This window comes from Methylocapsa sp. S129, assembly GCF_009765995.1.
Taxonomy (GTDB): domain Bacteria; phylum Pseudomonadota; class Alphaproteobacteria; order Rhizobiales; family Beijerinckiaceae; genus Roseiarcus.
Map to the genome: position 1 here is coordinate 168727 of NZ_LMUI01000046.1, position 18113 is coordinate 186839.

The 18113-nt window shown below is 65.3% G+C and carries 1 protein-coding gene; it reads left to right on the top strand.

What is annotated here, in order from left to right; all coding sequences use genetic code 11:
* Window positions 1-8: 8 nt before the first annotated feature.
* On the top strand, window positions 9-18113 hold an 18105-nt coding region (locus GSQ90_RS24210; RefSeq protein ID WP_158817527.1), incomplete at its 3' end, for a leukotoxin LktA family filamentous adhesin.

The following is an 18113-nucleotide window of genomic DNA, read 5'->3' on the forward strand; positions in this document are numbered from 1 at the left end:
AAACGACAATGCTCGCCCGATTGAAGCGACACGCCGCATTGAGCATACGCAAGCGCGCCTTGCTCGGAAGTTCAGCGCTCTTCCCGCTCGCCTTCGGCCTGTTCGGCGCGCCATCGGCGCACGCCCAGGCCGTCAATTTGGGCCAGTCGCCCGGCAACCTGATCCTGGCCACCGGCCGTACGGCGACGACGATCGGCGTTGCAGGCCGCACGACGACGATCAGCACGACGACGATGAGCGGGGGCAACGCCTATAATTCGTTCTCCCAGTTCCGCGAAGGCCGGGGCAACACCGTCAATCTGATCGTCCCCGGTTCGGCGAAGAACCTCGTCAATGTGGTGACGAGCGGTCCGGTCGACATTCAGGGTGCGCTCAATTCCTATAAGAACGGGGTGATTGGCGGCAATGTGATCTTCGCCGATTCCTACGGCTTCATTGTGGGCGCGTCGGGGGTGGTCAATGTCGGCTCGTTGTCGGTGGTGACGCCGACGCAGAAGACGATCGATCAACTGATCAGCCCTGACGGGGTGGTCAACAATGCGCTGGCGAGCCAGTTGATCCACGGCAATGTGCCGATTTCGTCGGATGGTTCGGTCCTCATCAGCGGGGAGGTGATCGCGCAGCATGGGGTGCGGATCAATGCGCATGACGTGTTGGTTGCGGGCTCGCTGGGGGAGGCGGAGCGGGTTGCGCGGCAGCGGGCGCAGTTTGAATCGACGGTGAATGCGACGGGGATGACGGAAGGCGGCGCGATTGTCGTGCGCAACGGGGCGATCAGCATAGTCGCGACGAACAATGCGGGGATCGACGGGCGTTTGAGCGCGGGGGGCTCGACGCGCCATGGCGGCTCGGTGTCGATTGCGGCGGCCAATAATGTGACGGTGGGCGCGGGGGCCAAGATCAGCGCGCGGGCGGCCAAGGCGGGCGCGGCGAGCGCGGCGGCGTCCACAGCCGCGCAGATCACGGTCGCGGCGGGCAATGATGCGACGATCGCGGGCTCCCTGGCGGCGACTTCGGCGGCGAGCGGCGCGCCGGCGCAGATCGAGGTGACGGGCGAGGACATCAGCGTTGCGGCGACGGCCAAGCTGGCGGCGGTCGGCGCCGGCGCGGTTGACGGCGGCCATATTTCGCTCAAATCGACCGATACGACGACGGTTGCGGCTGGGGCTTCGTTTGCGGCCAATGCTTTGGGAACGGGCAATGGCGGCCTGATCGAGATCAGCGGCCAGACCGACGAGGTCGCCGCCGGCATCCTGATCGATCTTGGCGCGGCCAATGGCCACGCCGGAACGCTGCTGTTCGATCCCAACAATCTCATTATCGGCGGGACGACCGAGACCAGCCTCGGCGACAACGCCGACGTCAGCACGGCGGGCAGCCTTTATACCGACGGCGCCAATGTCGAACTCGACGCCAATGATTCGATCACCATCGATGGCGTCATCGACACGCGCGCCTATTCCGGCGCTCACGTAACCGGCCTGTTGAGCGCTGCGAGTGTCCTTTCGACCGGCGATTCCGGCTCGATTACTCTCTCGGCTCCGACGATCACGATTGCGAGCGGCGCGGCGCTTTACGCCGATGCCGACAATTCGAAGAACGCCGGCGCGGTGACGCTGACGGCGACCGCGTCCGACAGCGAGTCGCTTCTTTCCTCATCCGCCACCACCAATATCGATATCGCCGGGACCATCACCGGCGGAGCGATTTCGGCGACTTCGACCGCGACGGCAAGCACGGTCTACAACGCGCTCTCGGGAGCGTTGCTGAGCGCTTCGATCGGCAGCTTGCTGGGCGTCAGCGGCGGCTATCTTCATTCCACCGCCAATGCCAACGTCACCGTCGAGGGAACCGCCAACATCCATAGCAGCGGCGCGGTCGCTTTGTCTTCGGCGGGATCGGAGACGGCGTCCGATCCCACCATCGACGAACTCCTGGATTCGAGCAGCGGGTCATTGACCGCCGCCGCCATCGTCGGCCAGGTGAACGGGACGATCAATACTGAGATCAAGAGCGGCGCGACGATCTACGCCGGCGGCGCCTTGAGCGCGACGTCGTCCAATTCGGCAGCCTTCTCCATCAATGCAAAAACCTATTCCCTGACCGGCACGACCGTCGCGGTGACGGTCGCCTATTCGACCGGCGATGTCACGACGACCTCGGGGATCGACACCGGCGCCAAGATCAACAACGCCGCCAGCGTTCTGGTGGCGGCGCAGAACACCAACAGCTTTTCCACCGAATCCACCGCTTACGCCGGGGGCGCCGCCGAGGCGGGAATAGCGGTGGCGGTCAGCGATCCCACAACGACAGCCACCGCGGAGATGGGCGCCGCGATCGCGTCGGGCGCCGTCTCGGGCGGCCTGACGGTCTATTCGGGCTCCGATACGACGTCCAATGTCGTCAAGGCTTCGACGACGGTCGGCAATAGTGCGCTCGTCGCCAGCGCCGCCGGTTCGGCGCAGAGCGCCGTTGGCAGCGTCGTGACGAATTTGAACACATTATTTGGCTCCGGGGGCGCGGCGGGCCAGGCAAGTCTGGGCTCGACGCCGTTTGGACAGTCCGTCGGCGCGGCGACCTCGTCCGATGCGATCCCCAAAGGCGGAATCGTCCTCGCGTTGAACATGGCTTCGCAAAATTCCACCGCTTCGATCGCGCAGACCAGTGGAACCACGGCGCCCGCCATCACCGTCGCGGGCGACGTGGCGGTGGTCAGCCTGCTGACCGACGCCGATCTGCGGTCCGATGCGAGCTCGACAATCAATGGCGGCACGGATGGATCCCAGGCCAATCCGCAGACCTCGTCGGCGGTGTCGATGGCCGCCAATGTCGACCTTCTGACCCATACGTCGAACGCCTTCATCGGTTCCGGCGTCGATCTGACCGCCAACCATATCGGCGTCGACGCCCAGACATTGGTGCCGATCACCAACACCTGGACCGATTTCGACACCTTCTCCGACGTGACCAGCCATCTCAACGGCAATCTTGGCATCGTCAGCGATATCCTGACCAGCTACGCCAATGCGACGGCGCAATCGTCGACCGTCGGAATCAGCGGCTCGATCGATTATTTCCAGGTGACGAACGACACGACCGCGTGGGTCGGCAGCGGCGCCAGCCTCACCCAGAACAAGGGGGGAACGGCTGCGGCCCCCGCGAGTTGGACATCGTCGATCATTCCGCCCGGTTCGACAACCGCTCAGCTGATCGACTGGTCGGCAGGCGTTGTCGTCGAGGCGTCGACAATCACGCAGAGCATCGACGTCGGCGGCAATTTCTCGTGGCTGACGGTTTTTGGTACCGAGAACACGTCGAGCGAAGGCACGGCGGTCGGCGGTTCGGCGAATGTCGACATTTTTTCGTCGAATACGATCGCCGGCATCGGCGCAGGCGCGGTCGTCAATGCGCATGGCGGCCTCGATGTGGCGGCCAACACGCAAGACCTCGTCTATGGGGTCGCGCCGACTTCCGGCTCGGGATCGGGCCTCGGCTTGAACGGCATCGTTTCGATCGTGAACTTCGACAATACGACGTCGGCGTCGATCAGCAATCTGGCCGAGATCACCGCGCCGAGCGTCGCAGTCAACGCCGAACAGGATGTTTCGTCCTTCTCCATCGCAGGCGCGGTTGGCTCAGAGCAGGGCGGCGGCGTCGGCATCGCCGCCGCGATCGCGGACGTCTCGATGAACACTTTGGCGTTCATCGGCGACAATTCGCAAAGTCTGTCCGCCAGCGGCGCCTCCGCCGACGATGCGGGCGAGCGCGCGAGCGCGAGCGCGGGATATATCGACAGCAATGCGCTCGCCGTCTCGGCCTTGAGCGTCGGGCGACTGACGACGATTTCCGTCGCCGCCGTGTACAACAACAATGCGCCGAATCCGGCCGATCCGCCCCCGGTCCAGGTCACCGAACCTTCCGACGCCAGCTTCCTGTCGAAAGTGTTCTATTACCTGCCCGCGCAAAAGCTTACCAGCCTTCAGCAAAAGCTCGACACATTTTACCAGAATCTGACGAGTTCGAACCAGAACCTCGTGAACGGCACTTCGAGCGTTGCGGGGGCCGGCAGCACATCGGTCGATCTGACGAATGTCGAGACTTCGGCCTCGATCGCGGGCGCCGTCATCGCTCCGGCCGCGACAAACGGAACGGGGAACAGCGTTTCCGTTCAGGCCTTGAACAATTCGATCACCGATACGGCGAGCGGCGCCGCGGCGATCGCCAAGGCTGCCCCGGGATCGAGCTATGCGGTCGGCATCGCCGGCGCGGTCGCCGTCGGCATCAGTCAGAATGTGACGAGCGCCTCGATCGGCGAGTTGAACGGCGTCAGTTCGACCGTCACCGCCGACGCGGTCACGGTACAGGCGCTTGCCGGCGGCGAAACCACGGCGATCGGTCTCGGCATCAGCGTCACCTCGGGATCGGCCAATGATTCCACCAATATTTCCGCATCGGTTTCCTATGAATCGCTCAATGACGGCGTCAATGCTTCGATCGACGGTTCGGCGATTCAAGGCACAACTTCAGCCTCGACCGGATCAGTGCAAATCAACGCCGACCAGGAGACCAATGTCGGCATCGGCGGCGGTTCTCTTTATGTGAGCACGGGAAGCGGAAATGGCAACGCGCTCGGCGTCGCTTTGACCTATGCCGAGATCGGCGATCCCTCTGGCGCCCTCGCGGTATCGGCGAGCCTTTCCAATTCCTCGGTCACCGATGACGGGTCGATATCGGTCCTTGCCCTCGATCAAAGCCGCATCCTTTCCGGCGCGGCGACGGCGGGGCTTGGCAACAATACGACGACGGGCGTCGCCGCATCGGTCGTCGTCAACAGCATCAACCCCACTACCTTCGCCGACATCACCGGCGTTCCGGCAGTCAGCGGCGACGCCGCGGTGACGGGCGGAATTACCGTGTCCGGCGACGTGACGGTCGAAGCGTCGGGGGGATCCAGCGCCAGCCTCGACAGCCTCATTTCCGCGGCGGCGCTTACGGCTAACGGCGGCCTGGCGGGCGGCGGCGTTCCCGTCGATGATTCCGGGCTCGACTTTACCGGCGCCGCGCTTGACCCGAGCAGTTCGACCGGCGCGTCGATCCTCGCCGTGGCTGGTTTCGTCCAGACCGGCAAGAGCAATGTCGGCGCCTCCCTTGTGGTCAACAATATCGACGCCAGCCATGACGCCGTCATCGACGACGTGACGCTCACTTCGACAGGCGGTGTGGTTGCGGTCTCGGCCAGCGACGACACCGAAATTCTCGGCATTGCGGTCGGCGCGGGCGTGGCGAGCGGCTCGGCCGCCGGCGTCGGATCGGTGGCCTATAATTCGATCGACAATGGCGTGGTCGCGCAGATCGGCCATGGCATCACCACGACGGATGCATCCGGCGCCTATGCCGCGACCGTGCGGGCCGCCGCGGTTGCCGTCACCGCGACGGACGGCTCGACCATCCGCGGCGCGGCCGGCGCTATCGCGCTCAACACCTCAGGCGGTTCGGCCGTCGGCATTTCGGCGGCTGTCGATCAGATTTCGAACTACGTTTCCGCCAATATCGCCGGCGCCAAGGTGACCGCGGACGAATCCTGGGCCGACGACAGTCCGCTGATCGTCCTCCAAAGCCCGACGCAAACGGCGAGCCTGCTGCAAGCCGGCTCGGTACTCGTTTCCGGCGCGTCGAGCGCCGACATCGAAACGATCGCGATCGGCGCCGCCGTTTCGCTGGGAACCGCCAGCGTCAACACGCCGGAGGCCAATCTGGCCTCGCTCGTCAGCGGCCTGAAGCCGTCGAGCCCGTCGTCCTTCGCAGGTCAAGGGGGGCTCGCGGCAGGGGAGTTGGGCCCGATAGTGGCGTTGGGGACGTCGGCGCCCAAGGCGCCGAGCGCGCCATCGGCGCCGACGGATGGCGTCTCCGGCTCGGGCTCCTTCGCCATCAGCACGGAAGCGACCGACGTCACGTCGGCGATCACGGACGGGGCTCTGACGCAGAGCTCGACCGTTGGCGCGAACAATAGCGCGCTTGTGCTGGCGGGCAATTCCGATGCGATCGCCGCCTATTCCGGCGCTCTCAGCGTCACCAAGGGGGATGGCGCAGGCATCGGCGCTTCGATCGTCGTCAATACAATCACCGACGCGACAAGCGCCTATATCCAGAGCAGCACGGTCGACGCGCAGGCGCAGACATCCGGGAAACCCGTCCTCATCGATAATGGCGTCCTGAGCAACGCGCCGGATCCATCCTCGGTCGTCACGCCTGCCAGCAATCCAACCCTTGCCGACGGGAGCGTCAGCTTCAAGGGCCTGGCGGTCGTCGCGACAGCCGACCAGACGGCCGATACGGTCGCCATCGTCGCCAGCGCGAGCACGGGCGGCGCCGCCGTTTCGGCCAATTCCGTCACCAATACGATGGATGGCTCGACGAGGGCTTACGCCGACAGCGCGTTCCTCGACACCCATCTGGCCACCAGCGCCGTCTCGCCCGTCGATATCACAGCGTCCAGCGCGTCCTTCGCCAATCTGCTCGATCTCGGCATCGCCTATGGCGATTCGGGCGGCGCCGGCACGATCGCGCTGGCGATCAATCTGATGAGCGGGTCGACGACAGCTTCGATGACAAGCACATCGCTGGGTTCATCGACGACCGCGGCCGGCGCGCTCACTGTCGCCGCCAATTCCTGGGAAGGCGCGTCGGGCGAAGCGGTCGGCGCCGCTGGCTCGGGCGGGGTCGGAATTGCGGGCTCGGCGCTCGTCAACACTTTCAGCGCCGACACCGAAGCGACGCTCGATCACGGCATCGATTACGCCAATTCGGCCTCGATCGCCGCCGCCGGCGTGGATGGTTATTTTGGCGCGGTCGGCACGGGAGCGGCGGGAGGCGACGCGGGCGTCGGCGCAACCGTGCTGGTCGGAATCGCCGACATGACGACCAAAGCGACGCTCGGCGATTCCAGCGTATCGACTGGCGCGACGACGCTCAATTTGACCGGACAGGCGCTCGTCAGCGCGACAACCCAGACCGATGCGACGAGCTATGTCGTCGGCGTTTCGATCGGCGGGGGCGCGGGCGCGGCGCAGGTTTCCGCCTTGATCGCGACCAATACGACCAAAGCGACCATACAGAACAGCGACGTGACGGTGACTGGTTCGGGCGATGTCGACGTGAAGTCGCAGGAGACGGTCGCCATCGATCCGACCGCGGGCGGCCTGGCGATCGGCGGCACGGCCGGGCTCGGCGCCAGCGTCAATCTTGTCATATTCATGAGCGACGACGCCGCGCTGATCGCGGGCAGCACGATATCCACGCCAGGCGCCGTCAATGTGACCGCGCTCAGCACGCGCGACATCGACCCGATCACCGCCACCGCGGCGATCAGCGCTGATTTTTCGCTCGCAGCGACCGTCGGCGTCGTTGAAGTTGGTTCGGGCGCGTCGAGCGATGCGCTGAGCGTCCTCAATCAGGGCGGCACGCTGGGCAGTTCGGATCAGGCGACCGGCGCTAATCTGACCACTGAAGTCGGCGGCGGCGTCGACGGGATTTCGGCTGAGATCCTCGACGGCAGCGTGACCGCGGCTTCGGTCACGATCAAGGCGACGGGCGAAATGGCCGTCGAGAACATCGTCGGCGCGCTGTCGATTGGCTTTGACGGCGGCGGCGTCGGCGCGGCCGTCGGCTTCACCCAGGTCGATCAACAGGTCACTGCGGAGGCCGACGGCGGCGTCATCTATACGCCGACGCTGACGATCGAGGCGCAAGCGGAAGACGACGGCAGCGGCCATGCCGCGCGCACGATCGCCGCCGCCGGCGCCGGCGGCCTCTATGTCGGCCTCGGCGCGGCTGTGGCCGAATCCGACGTCGACAACGCGGTCAAAGCGGAACTCGGCTCGACCGTGAACGACAATTCCACATCGGCCGCGGCGGCCTCGACGCTGATCTCGATCGCCGCCGGGGATAGTTCGACTGTTCGCGCCGACGCCTATGGTTTTGCCGGCGGCGCGGCGGCGGTCGGCGGCTCGGTCGCGCTCGCCAGCCGCGACAGCGCCGTCACCGCCGACGTGCTTGGCGACGCCCAGCTCACCGCGATGACCATCCAGGACCAGGCGAGCGACGGCGGCGAGACCTGGGCTTACGCGCTCGCCGGCGCCGGCGGCATCGGGGCGGGCGCGGCGGCGGTCGCCACGGCGACGGACGACGCCACGGTCACGGCGGAGCTGGTGACAGGCGCCACAGTGCTCGCCGCCGATACACAAGTGTTGGCGACGGACACGCCGGACGCCAAGGGCATGGGATTTGGCGTTGCGGTCGGCGGAGCTGCGGCCGGCGCCTCCGTCGCCCTGGTCACCGCCGATCCGACCGTGACGGCGGCGGTCGACGACGGCGTGGTCTTCCAGGTAACGACCGTCGGCGCGACGACGGCGGTCTATTCCGGCCTCGCCTATCAGGTGAGGCCGGCCGGCGTGACGACCTATAGCGGTACGCTGGAAGTCACCGCGCAAGCGCTTGTCAGCGGCGCGCCCGCGACTTCGTTCCCGGGGAGCGCCTTGCCCGCTTCGACGGATGGGTTCGGCGACGGCGGCACGACGGCGGCCGGCTGGGCGATCGCCGGCGCCGGCGGCTCGTTCATCGGCGTGCAGGCGACCTATGTCAAAGCGGAAGACGATGCGAGCGTAGTCGCGCGCGTCGGCTCGATCCCGGCCGACGGCTCCGTCCCAACTGGGCTTGTGCTGCCGATGGGCGACGTCAGCATCACAGCGACCAACTATTCCGATCAATATTCGCAATCGACCGGCGTCTCCGTCGGCTATATCGCGGTAGGCGTGGTGCTGGCCTATGCCAACGCCGACACCAATACTCAGGCGCTGCTCGGCGAAAACGTCGAGACGCCCTTTGACGTGGCGACCGTGAACGGCGTGCTGGGCGCCGCTTTTCTCGCCCGCGGCGGCGCATTGACCCTCAACGCGACGGGCACGGACACCGATGTCGCCAATTCGCAATCGGGCGCCGGCGGGGTGTTCGCGGGCTCGGGCGGCGAAGCGCATACATCCGACACGTCCGACGTTTCGGCGCTGATCGGCGCCAACGCCGTCATCGATGCGGGCGCCGTCACGATCAGCGCGACCCATACCGACGATTACGCGGCTGAACTCGACGCGTTGAACGCATCGGCGGTCGGCGCCAGCGGTTCGGTCATGGACAACGAGGCCAATTCTACGGTCGCGATCACGCTCGGCTCTGGCGTGACGATCATGAGCAGCGACACGTTCGATCCCACCAGCAACAGCATCGCCGCCAATGCGGTGGCGATGACCGCTTCGAACAATTTCTCCGACGACTTCGCCGGCAGCCCGCACAATACCCTGCAGGCGGCGGGCGGCGGCGCGGTCAACGGCTTTGGCGCCGACAGCACGACCAACCTCACCGGCTCCTCCACCGTGACGTTCACCGGCGAGGACAATGTTTCGGCCGGCAGCGGCGGCGTCGTCATTCTGGCGCTGAGCAACGTCTCCAACAACAACGACACCGTCACCCTCAACACCGGCGGCGCGCTTGAGGGCTCCGGCGTCAGCGACAGCGTCAGCGCCAACCTCACCAATAGCGTGGCGATAGGCGACGCCAGCGACGCCGCGGCGGCCTCGCAGATCGACAGCCAGGGCGGCGTGATCCTGGCGACCTACGCCAATGGCTCGGTGACGACTTCCAGCGCAGCCTCCACATACGGCCTGGCGGGCGTCGCCGACGCCAATTCCTCAGCGTCGATCACCGCCAATCAGGCGGTGAACGTCTACGACACGACGATTTTCTCGGTCGGGGAAGTCGACATCACCGCCGGCCTCAATCCCGTGAGCACGAACTTTGGCCAGACCTCGCTGACGGTCAATTCCAACGCGGAAAGCTATGTTCGCGCGCTCATCGCTATTCCGGTCGCCAACGCCGACGCCAACATCGCCAGCAATGCGTCGGTGGGCATCGACAAGGATACGATCGTCAACAGCGGCGCCAGCGTCGTGCTTGGCGCCTATCATGGCGCGCCGAACGTTTCGGCGAGCGGCACGGCGCATGGCTATGAGTTGGGCTTGATTCCTGTCACCTCCTATTCCGAAGATCCGACCAGTTCGACGAGCGGCGTGGTGACCCTCGATGGCGCGGTGACGGCGGGCTATTATCACGACCAGGTCATCACCATCGACTGCGCGGAAGGCTGTAACAGCGCGTTGGCGATCCCGACCGTCACCCTCGTCAGCGGCGCCCCTGTGACGATCTTCGACGATTCGTCTCCGCTCGGCAGCGGTAATTCCTATACGCTGAACATCGCCACCGGCCAGACCACCTACACCCCGACGTCCGACGAATTCAACGTCAATTACTTTGTCGGGCAAACCTTCGATCCCACTGTAGGTGGAATCCTGCAGCAGGGCGTCAATACGGCGGGCACGACGCAGCAGGCGATCATCCTCGGCAATCTCTACGCGGCCGGCGGCGTCGTCCAGGTCAACGCCGATACGATCAAGGGCGCGGGTTCGGCGACGGCCTACGGCAATCCGACCATCACCGTCACCAACAACAGCGCCGCGGCGGTCATTCTTTACGGCAACGCCAACATCCCCGATACGCCGAGCGGCGAATTCATCTTCACCGGCGCCGCGGGCCAGTCGGCCGCGCAAGCGTCGGGCTGGGCGTTGAAACTGCCGTCGTCGACCGCCACGAGCGGCTTCAACCTCGCGATGAACTATAGCGGGACATCGGAGAACAGCGCCTTCGGTCCCGTCTTCATCAACTACGGATCGATCACCACTCTCGGCGGCGCGGCCACCCTCTACAGCGCCAACGGATTTTTCGGGCAGCTCGGCGGCATCACCGCGGCCTCGGTCAGCGAGACGGCGACCAATGGCGGCCTCGTGGTCTCCTCCAACGAATTCAATCTCGGCAGCCCGATCGCGGAGTGGCAGAACTACGAGAACTATCCGGGCCTGGTCTTCGGGGGCGCCCCAGGCGGCGCCTATTCCGAAACGAATGGCGGCAGCTACGGGACTAACATCCTCCTCGAGGGGGCGGCCAGCACGTTCGTCGACTATATCGCGAACATGTTCATCACCGCGAACAATCCTCAGCGTTTCGATCCCAATGGAAGCTGGGGCACGCTCGCGGCGATCTTGAATCAGCCCTCCGCCTTTCTACCAAGCGAAGGCCTCCTCAATATCCAAATATACGGCAGCGCATCCCGCGACACGGATGGCGAAACCTCGTTCGGCCTTTTCGGCGACAACGCCATCACCAACCTCAAGGTCGGCTCCGGCCGCGATGCGGTATCCACCGCCTACCTGTTCTTCAACAATTACAACGCGGCCAACGATCCCCCCTACGGCGACAGCAGCGGATACCAGTTCACGCCCTTCAGCAGCACCTATTACCCATACATACCCACCGAGGCGGTGCGGGCGGGCGATTCATCTGCAACATCGAACGCCGCCAACGGTTTCCTGCTGCAGTCGAACAGCTACGCCGACGCAACCCCTCCCGTCACCAGTGGGACCGGCACGTTCGGCGGCCCGATCGCGATCAAAGCCAACATCATCGACATCAACGCGCCGATGACCTCCGGCAACACCAATACGTTGAGCCTCGACTACGGCTCCAGCCTCAATGCCGCGCTGGCGAACGACCAGACCAACTACGCCGCCAAAGGCGTGCAGTTCTACGCGCTGCCGACCCAGACGACCGACCACATCACCGCCACCTACGATGCCAAGAACAATGTCATTGATATCGGCGACATCACCGCCTCGACCGGCGGCGGCTACGTGCTCCTCGACGGCCAGATCATCAATACGACGCCGGTGCAGACCGGCGGCAATGCCGCGGCGATCAATGGATCGATCACCGTCAACGGCGGTCTCGGCCAGGTCACCATCAGCAACGAATCTTCGGCCGGGCTGCAGCTCGCCGATGTGCAGAACGGCGCGACGGTCGGCGGCCATCCGGTCCAAAGCATCATCAAGATCATCGACACGCTGAAGGATAACAACGGCCTGGGGAACGTGGACACCACGACCTATGTGTTCACGCCCGGCCAAGGCGTCGCGACTTACACGACGGGCTATGGCGCCGACGCGAACCTGAATTCGACGCCGACCGCTTTCTCCACGTCATCGACCGGCCTGAACTACCAGCCGGTGGCCAACGCTCGTTACGAGTGGACGCAGACCGCCTACCTGCGTCCTACCCAAAATTCCGATGGCACGGACACCTGGTACTTTACCGATGCCAATGGCAATACAATTCAGTCGAGCAACCCTTTTTATACGCAGACATTCGTCACTGCGGCGCCGATCCAGAATTATACGGCCGCGACGATTTCCCAGGAGCCGATCTTCCAGGAGACGATGTCGGCGGCCTTTGGGGAAAACGGAACGTACACGTATTCGCACGCTGGCTGCAATAGTACTAATCTTTGCTACTATGGCTATTTGAATATCCCTGGCTCGGGAGGGGGCGACGGCAACGACGGAACGTATACTTTCCAGGATTTCTACGCTCTCAGTCTCACGCTGACCAATTCGGTCAAGGCCGACAACCAGATCGGCATCAACTTCTACGGCAATGCGACCGGGCTCCTCAACGTCACCTCGGGCAACACCGTCACGCTCGCCGGCAACATCAGCAATGCGAGCGGCCTGACCAGCATTCAGGTCTCGAACGGCGACATTCTCGAGACGGCGAACGCCACGCTGACGACGCAGAACCTGCAGCTCGCGGCCTCAGGCGCGATCGGCAGCGCCGCGCAGCCGTTCACCGCGACGATGACGACGAACGCGGCGGGAACGCCGACCGGCATCGTGCAGGCCAGCGCCAGCGCGGCGGGCGGCGTCAACCTCGCCTTCAATTCCGCCGCAGCGATCGCAAATGTCACCGCCAGCACCACGACGTCGAGCTATACGAACACAAATGTCTCCAACAATTTCGGAACCGTGTCCAACACGACGACCTATGGCGGCGCGAGCACGACCACCTATGGCGACGTGACCATCACGGCGCTCGGCAATCTGACGGCGGCGCCGTCGACGACCAATCCGATCGCCGTCACCAGCCTGTCGCCGCCGACCTCCACCCAGGTCACCAGCGCCGGAGGGGGCATCTTTGAAACAACAATCACGACCGTGAGCACTGGCGCGGCCTCGACATACGGCAATGCGCCCACGACCGCCAACATCACCGGCCGCAATATCACGCTGTCGAGCCTGACAGGCGGCATCGGATCCGGCTTCGGCGCCAGCGCGACGCCGCTCGCGCTCAGCGCCAACACGACGACAAGCGCCACCGGGCAAGTGCTCGACGGCGTCGTCAACGCTTTGGCGTCCGGCAATATTGCGCTGACCGGCGTCACCGGCGATTTCCGCATCGGCCTCATCGATTCGACGTCGGGCGACATCACCATCAATGTGCCGAACGGCTTCATCCTCAACGCCAACGGCCTGACGTCGAGCCAGACGCTGAGCGCCGACCAGCTCAGCGCCGTCGAGGGCCGCCTTCACCTGACCGAGGCCGATGGCGGGGCCGGCGTCTACACGCTCGTTCCGTTCCAAAACGCGGTCGACACCGATTACGCCGCCTACCAGACCCTGCTCGCCAAAGCGACGATCACAGGCGGCGTCATGACGCTGACGTCCGCCGGACTGCAATATTACGCACCGGCGGCCACCGCCACGCTGCTCGCCCCCTATAATGCGCTGTTGGCTTCCGGCGCGATCGTCAACGGGACCTTCACGCTCAGCAATTCCGGCGTCCAGACTTATGCAAGCGCCGCGCTCGGGACGACGCAGCTCGCCACGTTCAACAATCTTCTGACCAATGGAATGGTCACATCGACCGGCTTCAGCCTTAGCGCGACCGGGCTGACGGCTTATGCCGCAGCCGCCGCGGCGGCGGACAAGGTCGCGACCGCGACGAATGCGCAGATCCAGACCTATGCGGCCGGCCTTTACAACGGCCTCGCGCAGCAGGTGCAAAGCTACGCCGCCACGCAAGAGGCCACGGCCAAGACGACGTTCTTTACGGGCGCCGCCGCAACCAACGCCAGCATCTATGAAGGTCTCCTCACCAACGGAACGGTGGGAGCGGGCGGCGCCTTCACGCTCAGCGCCGCGGGATTGCAGGCCTATGCCACGGCGGCGGCCGCGGCCGATAAGGTTGCGACCGCGACGAACGCCCAGATTCAGGCTTATGCGGCAGGGCTCTACGCGAGCGCGGCGCCGGTGGCGACCGCCCAGCAAATCCAAACTTACGCCAGCACGCAATATTCTGGTTATGTCTCGACCTTCGAAAAGGCTTTCGCCACAAGCGCGGATCCAACCGGCGCCAATTGGCAAACGACGCTCGGCGCGATTTCGACTTACGCCGCCTATAATACGCAAGTCGCCAATCAGGCGACCTATACGACCTTGCAATCCTACGGGAGCGTGGTCGGCGGGAACTATATTCTGAACGCCAGCGGCCTCGCCCATTACACCAATGCGAGGGCGGTCCCCTCGGCGCTGGGGACGACAGAGGCGGGCGTCTACAACACGCTGGCCGCCAACGGCACGGTGACCAACGGCGCCCTGACGCAGCTCAGCGCCGCCGGATTGACGATCTATGCGGCGCCCGCCGCTTCCTATTATGGCGTCGCGACGGCCACCAACGCGCAAATACTCGCCTATGCGGCAGGACTTTACGCCCCGCTCGCCGCGCAGGTGCAGGCTTATACGGCATCCAATGCGACGACCTTGAACAGCGCCAATGTGCAGGCGATCGTGCAAGCCAATGCGGCGGCGCTGTATAATTCCGTTTCGTCGTCGGCGAATTTCACGAGTTCGTCGCAATATACCAGCGACGTCGCGACTTTCACGCAAGCGTTTGGCGCGGGCTGGCAGACATCGCTTGCCGCGCTTTACAACACCAACGCCGCCGGCGTCGCCACGGTTAACTATACCGTCAACCCGACCAGCGCTCTTTACACCAGCCTGACGCAGAACGCCGTATGGACGGCGGGCGAGCTGGCGCAGGCGGTCGATCAATCCGCCTTGGCGCCGGCGCAGGCGATCGTCGGCAATGCGCCGGCCAGTCTTGTCGGCCGGAACATCTACGTCAGCGCCGCCGACGGCGTCGGACAGACGGCGACGGCGGTCAAAATTCAGGGCGCCGATCTCGCATCGCTTGAAGTCGGGACCCTGACGGACCAGAACGAGATCGCCGCCCTCGCCAACGCCACCTCGCCCGGCTCGGTGATTGTGGCGACGGATAGCACCGGCCATGTGATCTCGCTCACCCTCGCCGAAATCCAGCCGCTCTATGTCAGCGCGACCGGCGCGGTCAGCGCCGTCTCTTCGTCGGGCCAGATCTTGCTGCAGGCGACCGGGTCCACCGGCCTGCCGGGATCGGACACGCTGCAGCTCGGCGCCATCTCCGCCCCCAGCGCGGCCGGCAATGTCAATCTTGCGGCGCCCGTCAGCATCGTCGAAGCCGCCAGCGCCGCGGCGCTCTCGATCGTGGCCGGCGGCGAGCTGACATTGGCGGCGGGCACAGGCAATATCGGTTCGGCCTCCTCTCCCGTCACTTTCCAGACGCCGTTGCTCAACGACGCCTCAGCGGCGGGCAGCGTCTATCTCCAGTCGGTTGGCGATGTCGCCGTCGGCCGGATTTTCGCCAATGCCGACACCGGCGTGGCCTCCTTGACCGCGACCGCTGGTTCGGGGCAGAGCGGCGATATCGTCGAGACGCTGCCTGGTCTCGCCATCACCGCGAGTGCGATCAATCTTGTGGCGGCCGGGGATATCGGCGTTCCGCCGACCGCTCCGAGCACGACGGCGACGTTCTTTGCCATCGGCGACCCCAATGCGGACGCCGGCGCCAATCCGTTCACCGTCTCGGGAAGCTCCGGCGGCGTAGCTTATCTGACGACCGAGGCGATCAACAGCCACGTTCAACCCGTGACCATCAACAGCTTTTCGGCCGCCGGCGGCCTCAACATTCAACTGCCGACGACCGATGTGAACAATGGCGGCGCGGCGTTGTCGATCGCCTTGACCTTTTCGGGCGCCACGACATCGAGCGCGGGCGGCGTCGCCGCGGAGGGCGCCTCGATCACCATGGCGAGCGGCGCCTCCATCGCCGCCTTGGGCGAGATTCAACTGACGGCGGATAGCGGCGGGATCGAACTTGGCCAATTGATCAGCGGAATCAGCGCCACGACGTCGATGCCCGCCATCGTCGTCACCGCGAATTCGGGCGCGGTCTCCGGCAATGGCGACGAGCAGGTCAATCTCGTCGCGCCAAATGCGTTCGCCGCCGTAAACTTGAGCGCCCAATCCGGCATCGGCGCATCGAACCTCGCGCTATCCGTCGACACGACGCTGCTGTCGGCGACGACAGCGCAGGGCGGGCTCTATTTCAATACGGTCACGACGCTGCCGACGGTCCCAGCGTTCCTCACCCTTTCCCAGACGCCAGGCCTGGAGGCGACGAACCTGTCCGCCGCCAAGGGCGACATCGCCATCGCCGGCGCCGCGGCTCTGACGCTCGACGACCTCATGGCCGGGACGGATCCGGCGGCGACCTCGGGCGCCGTGACCGCGCAGTCCACTCGCTCGATCACGGTCGACGCGATCGACGCGAGCGGCGCCGTTTCTCTGAACGCCAACGGTGGTATTGCGAGCAATGGGTCGCCGTCAGTGACCGCCGCCGCGCTTTCGTTGAGGTCCGGCGCCGATATCGGCTCCAGCGCGACCGCGTTCTCATTCGACGTGTCGGGCCTGCTGTCGGGATCGGCGAACGGCTCGGCTTGGCTGACCAGCGCGGATGCAGTGAACGTCTCGACCTTCTCCGGCGCCAAAGGCGTCTCATTGACGTCGGGCGGGGCTTTGCGAGTCGAGACGGTCGCGACCAATATCGGCGGCGTCCCCGGGTCGAGCGCGGGATCGGTGACGTCGTCCAGCGGCGCGGTCACGCTCGAAGGAACGAGCGTCGGCATGGACGCGGGCGCCTCGGTCGAGGCCGCGAGGCTGATCTCGGTGACGGCCGATACGAGCGGCGTCACGCTCGGTCAATTGGTCAGCAGCGACAGCGGGCCTGTCGTGACGCCGGCGATCATTGTCACGGCGTCTTCCGGAACGATCGTCGCCAACGGCGACGGCCAGACCAATCTTGTTGCGCCCGACAGCCACGCCGAAGTCACGCTGACCGCGAGGTCCATCGGCGCCGCTAACGCGCCTCTGTCGATCAATGCGCAGCTTCTGTCCGCGACGGCGACGAGCGGCAGCCTTTATCTGACCACGGTGACGACGCTGCCAAGCGCGCCCGCGCTTCACGCCCTTTCATCGAACAGTGCGCTGGAGGCGACCCTTCTGTCGGCCGTCGAAGGAAGCGTCGACATCGAAGGCGCCGCGGCTTTGACGCTCGATAGCGTGAACGCCGGAACGGCGAGCGACGCGACGCAAGGCGATATCACAGCCCAATCCACAAGCTCGATCGCCGCCGACACGCTGACCGCCTATGGTTCGGCGACGGTGACGGCGGATGGCGACAATAGCGGGACGAGCGTCACCACGGAGCATGGCGGCGTGACGCTGAGCGCCGGCGATCTTTCGGCGCCGTCGTCGGTAAAGCTCGACTGGACGACGATCCAGGCCGGCACGTCGCTGACGGCGACGAGCGGCGGGGCGCTGACGCTGGCGGACGTCTCAACGGGAACGACGGGGGCGGGCGGCAATCAGGTGATCCACGGCTCGGGCGCGGTCGATCTGACGACGCTGAACGCGACGGGCGGGACGATCGGAGCGACCTCGGACGCCTCGATGGTGACGATCGGCTCTGCGACGAGCGACGGGACCGAGACAATCGAAGCCTATCTGGGCCTCGGCTATACGACCTTGAAGACCAATGGCATGACGGGCGATGTCGGCGACATCAAGCTGACGTCGGACACGGCGTCGATCACGGGCAATGCGCCTTCCGACACGCTGGACGCCAACGGCTCGTTCATCCTGAACGCGGCGACGGCGATCGCTGCGACAGCGCTGACGGCGGAGACGGGCACGGGCTTCGTCAAGTCGGGCGGAACAATCGGGCTGGGTTCGGCGACGAGCCAG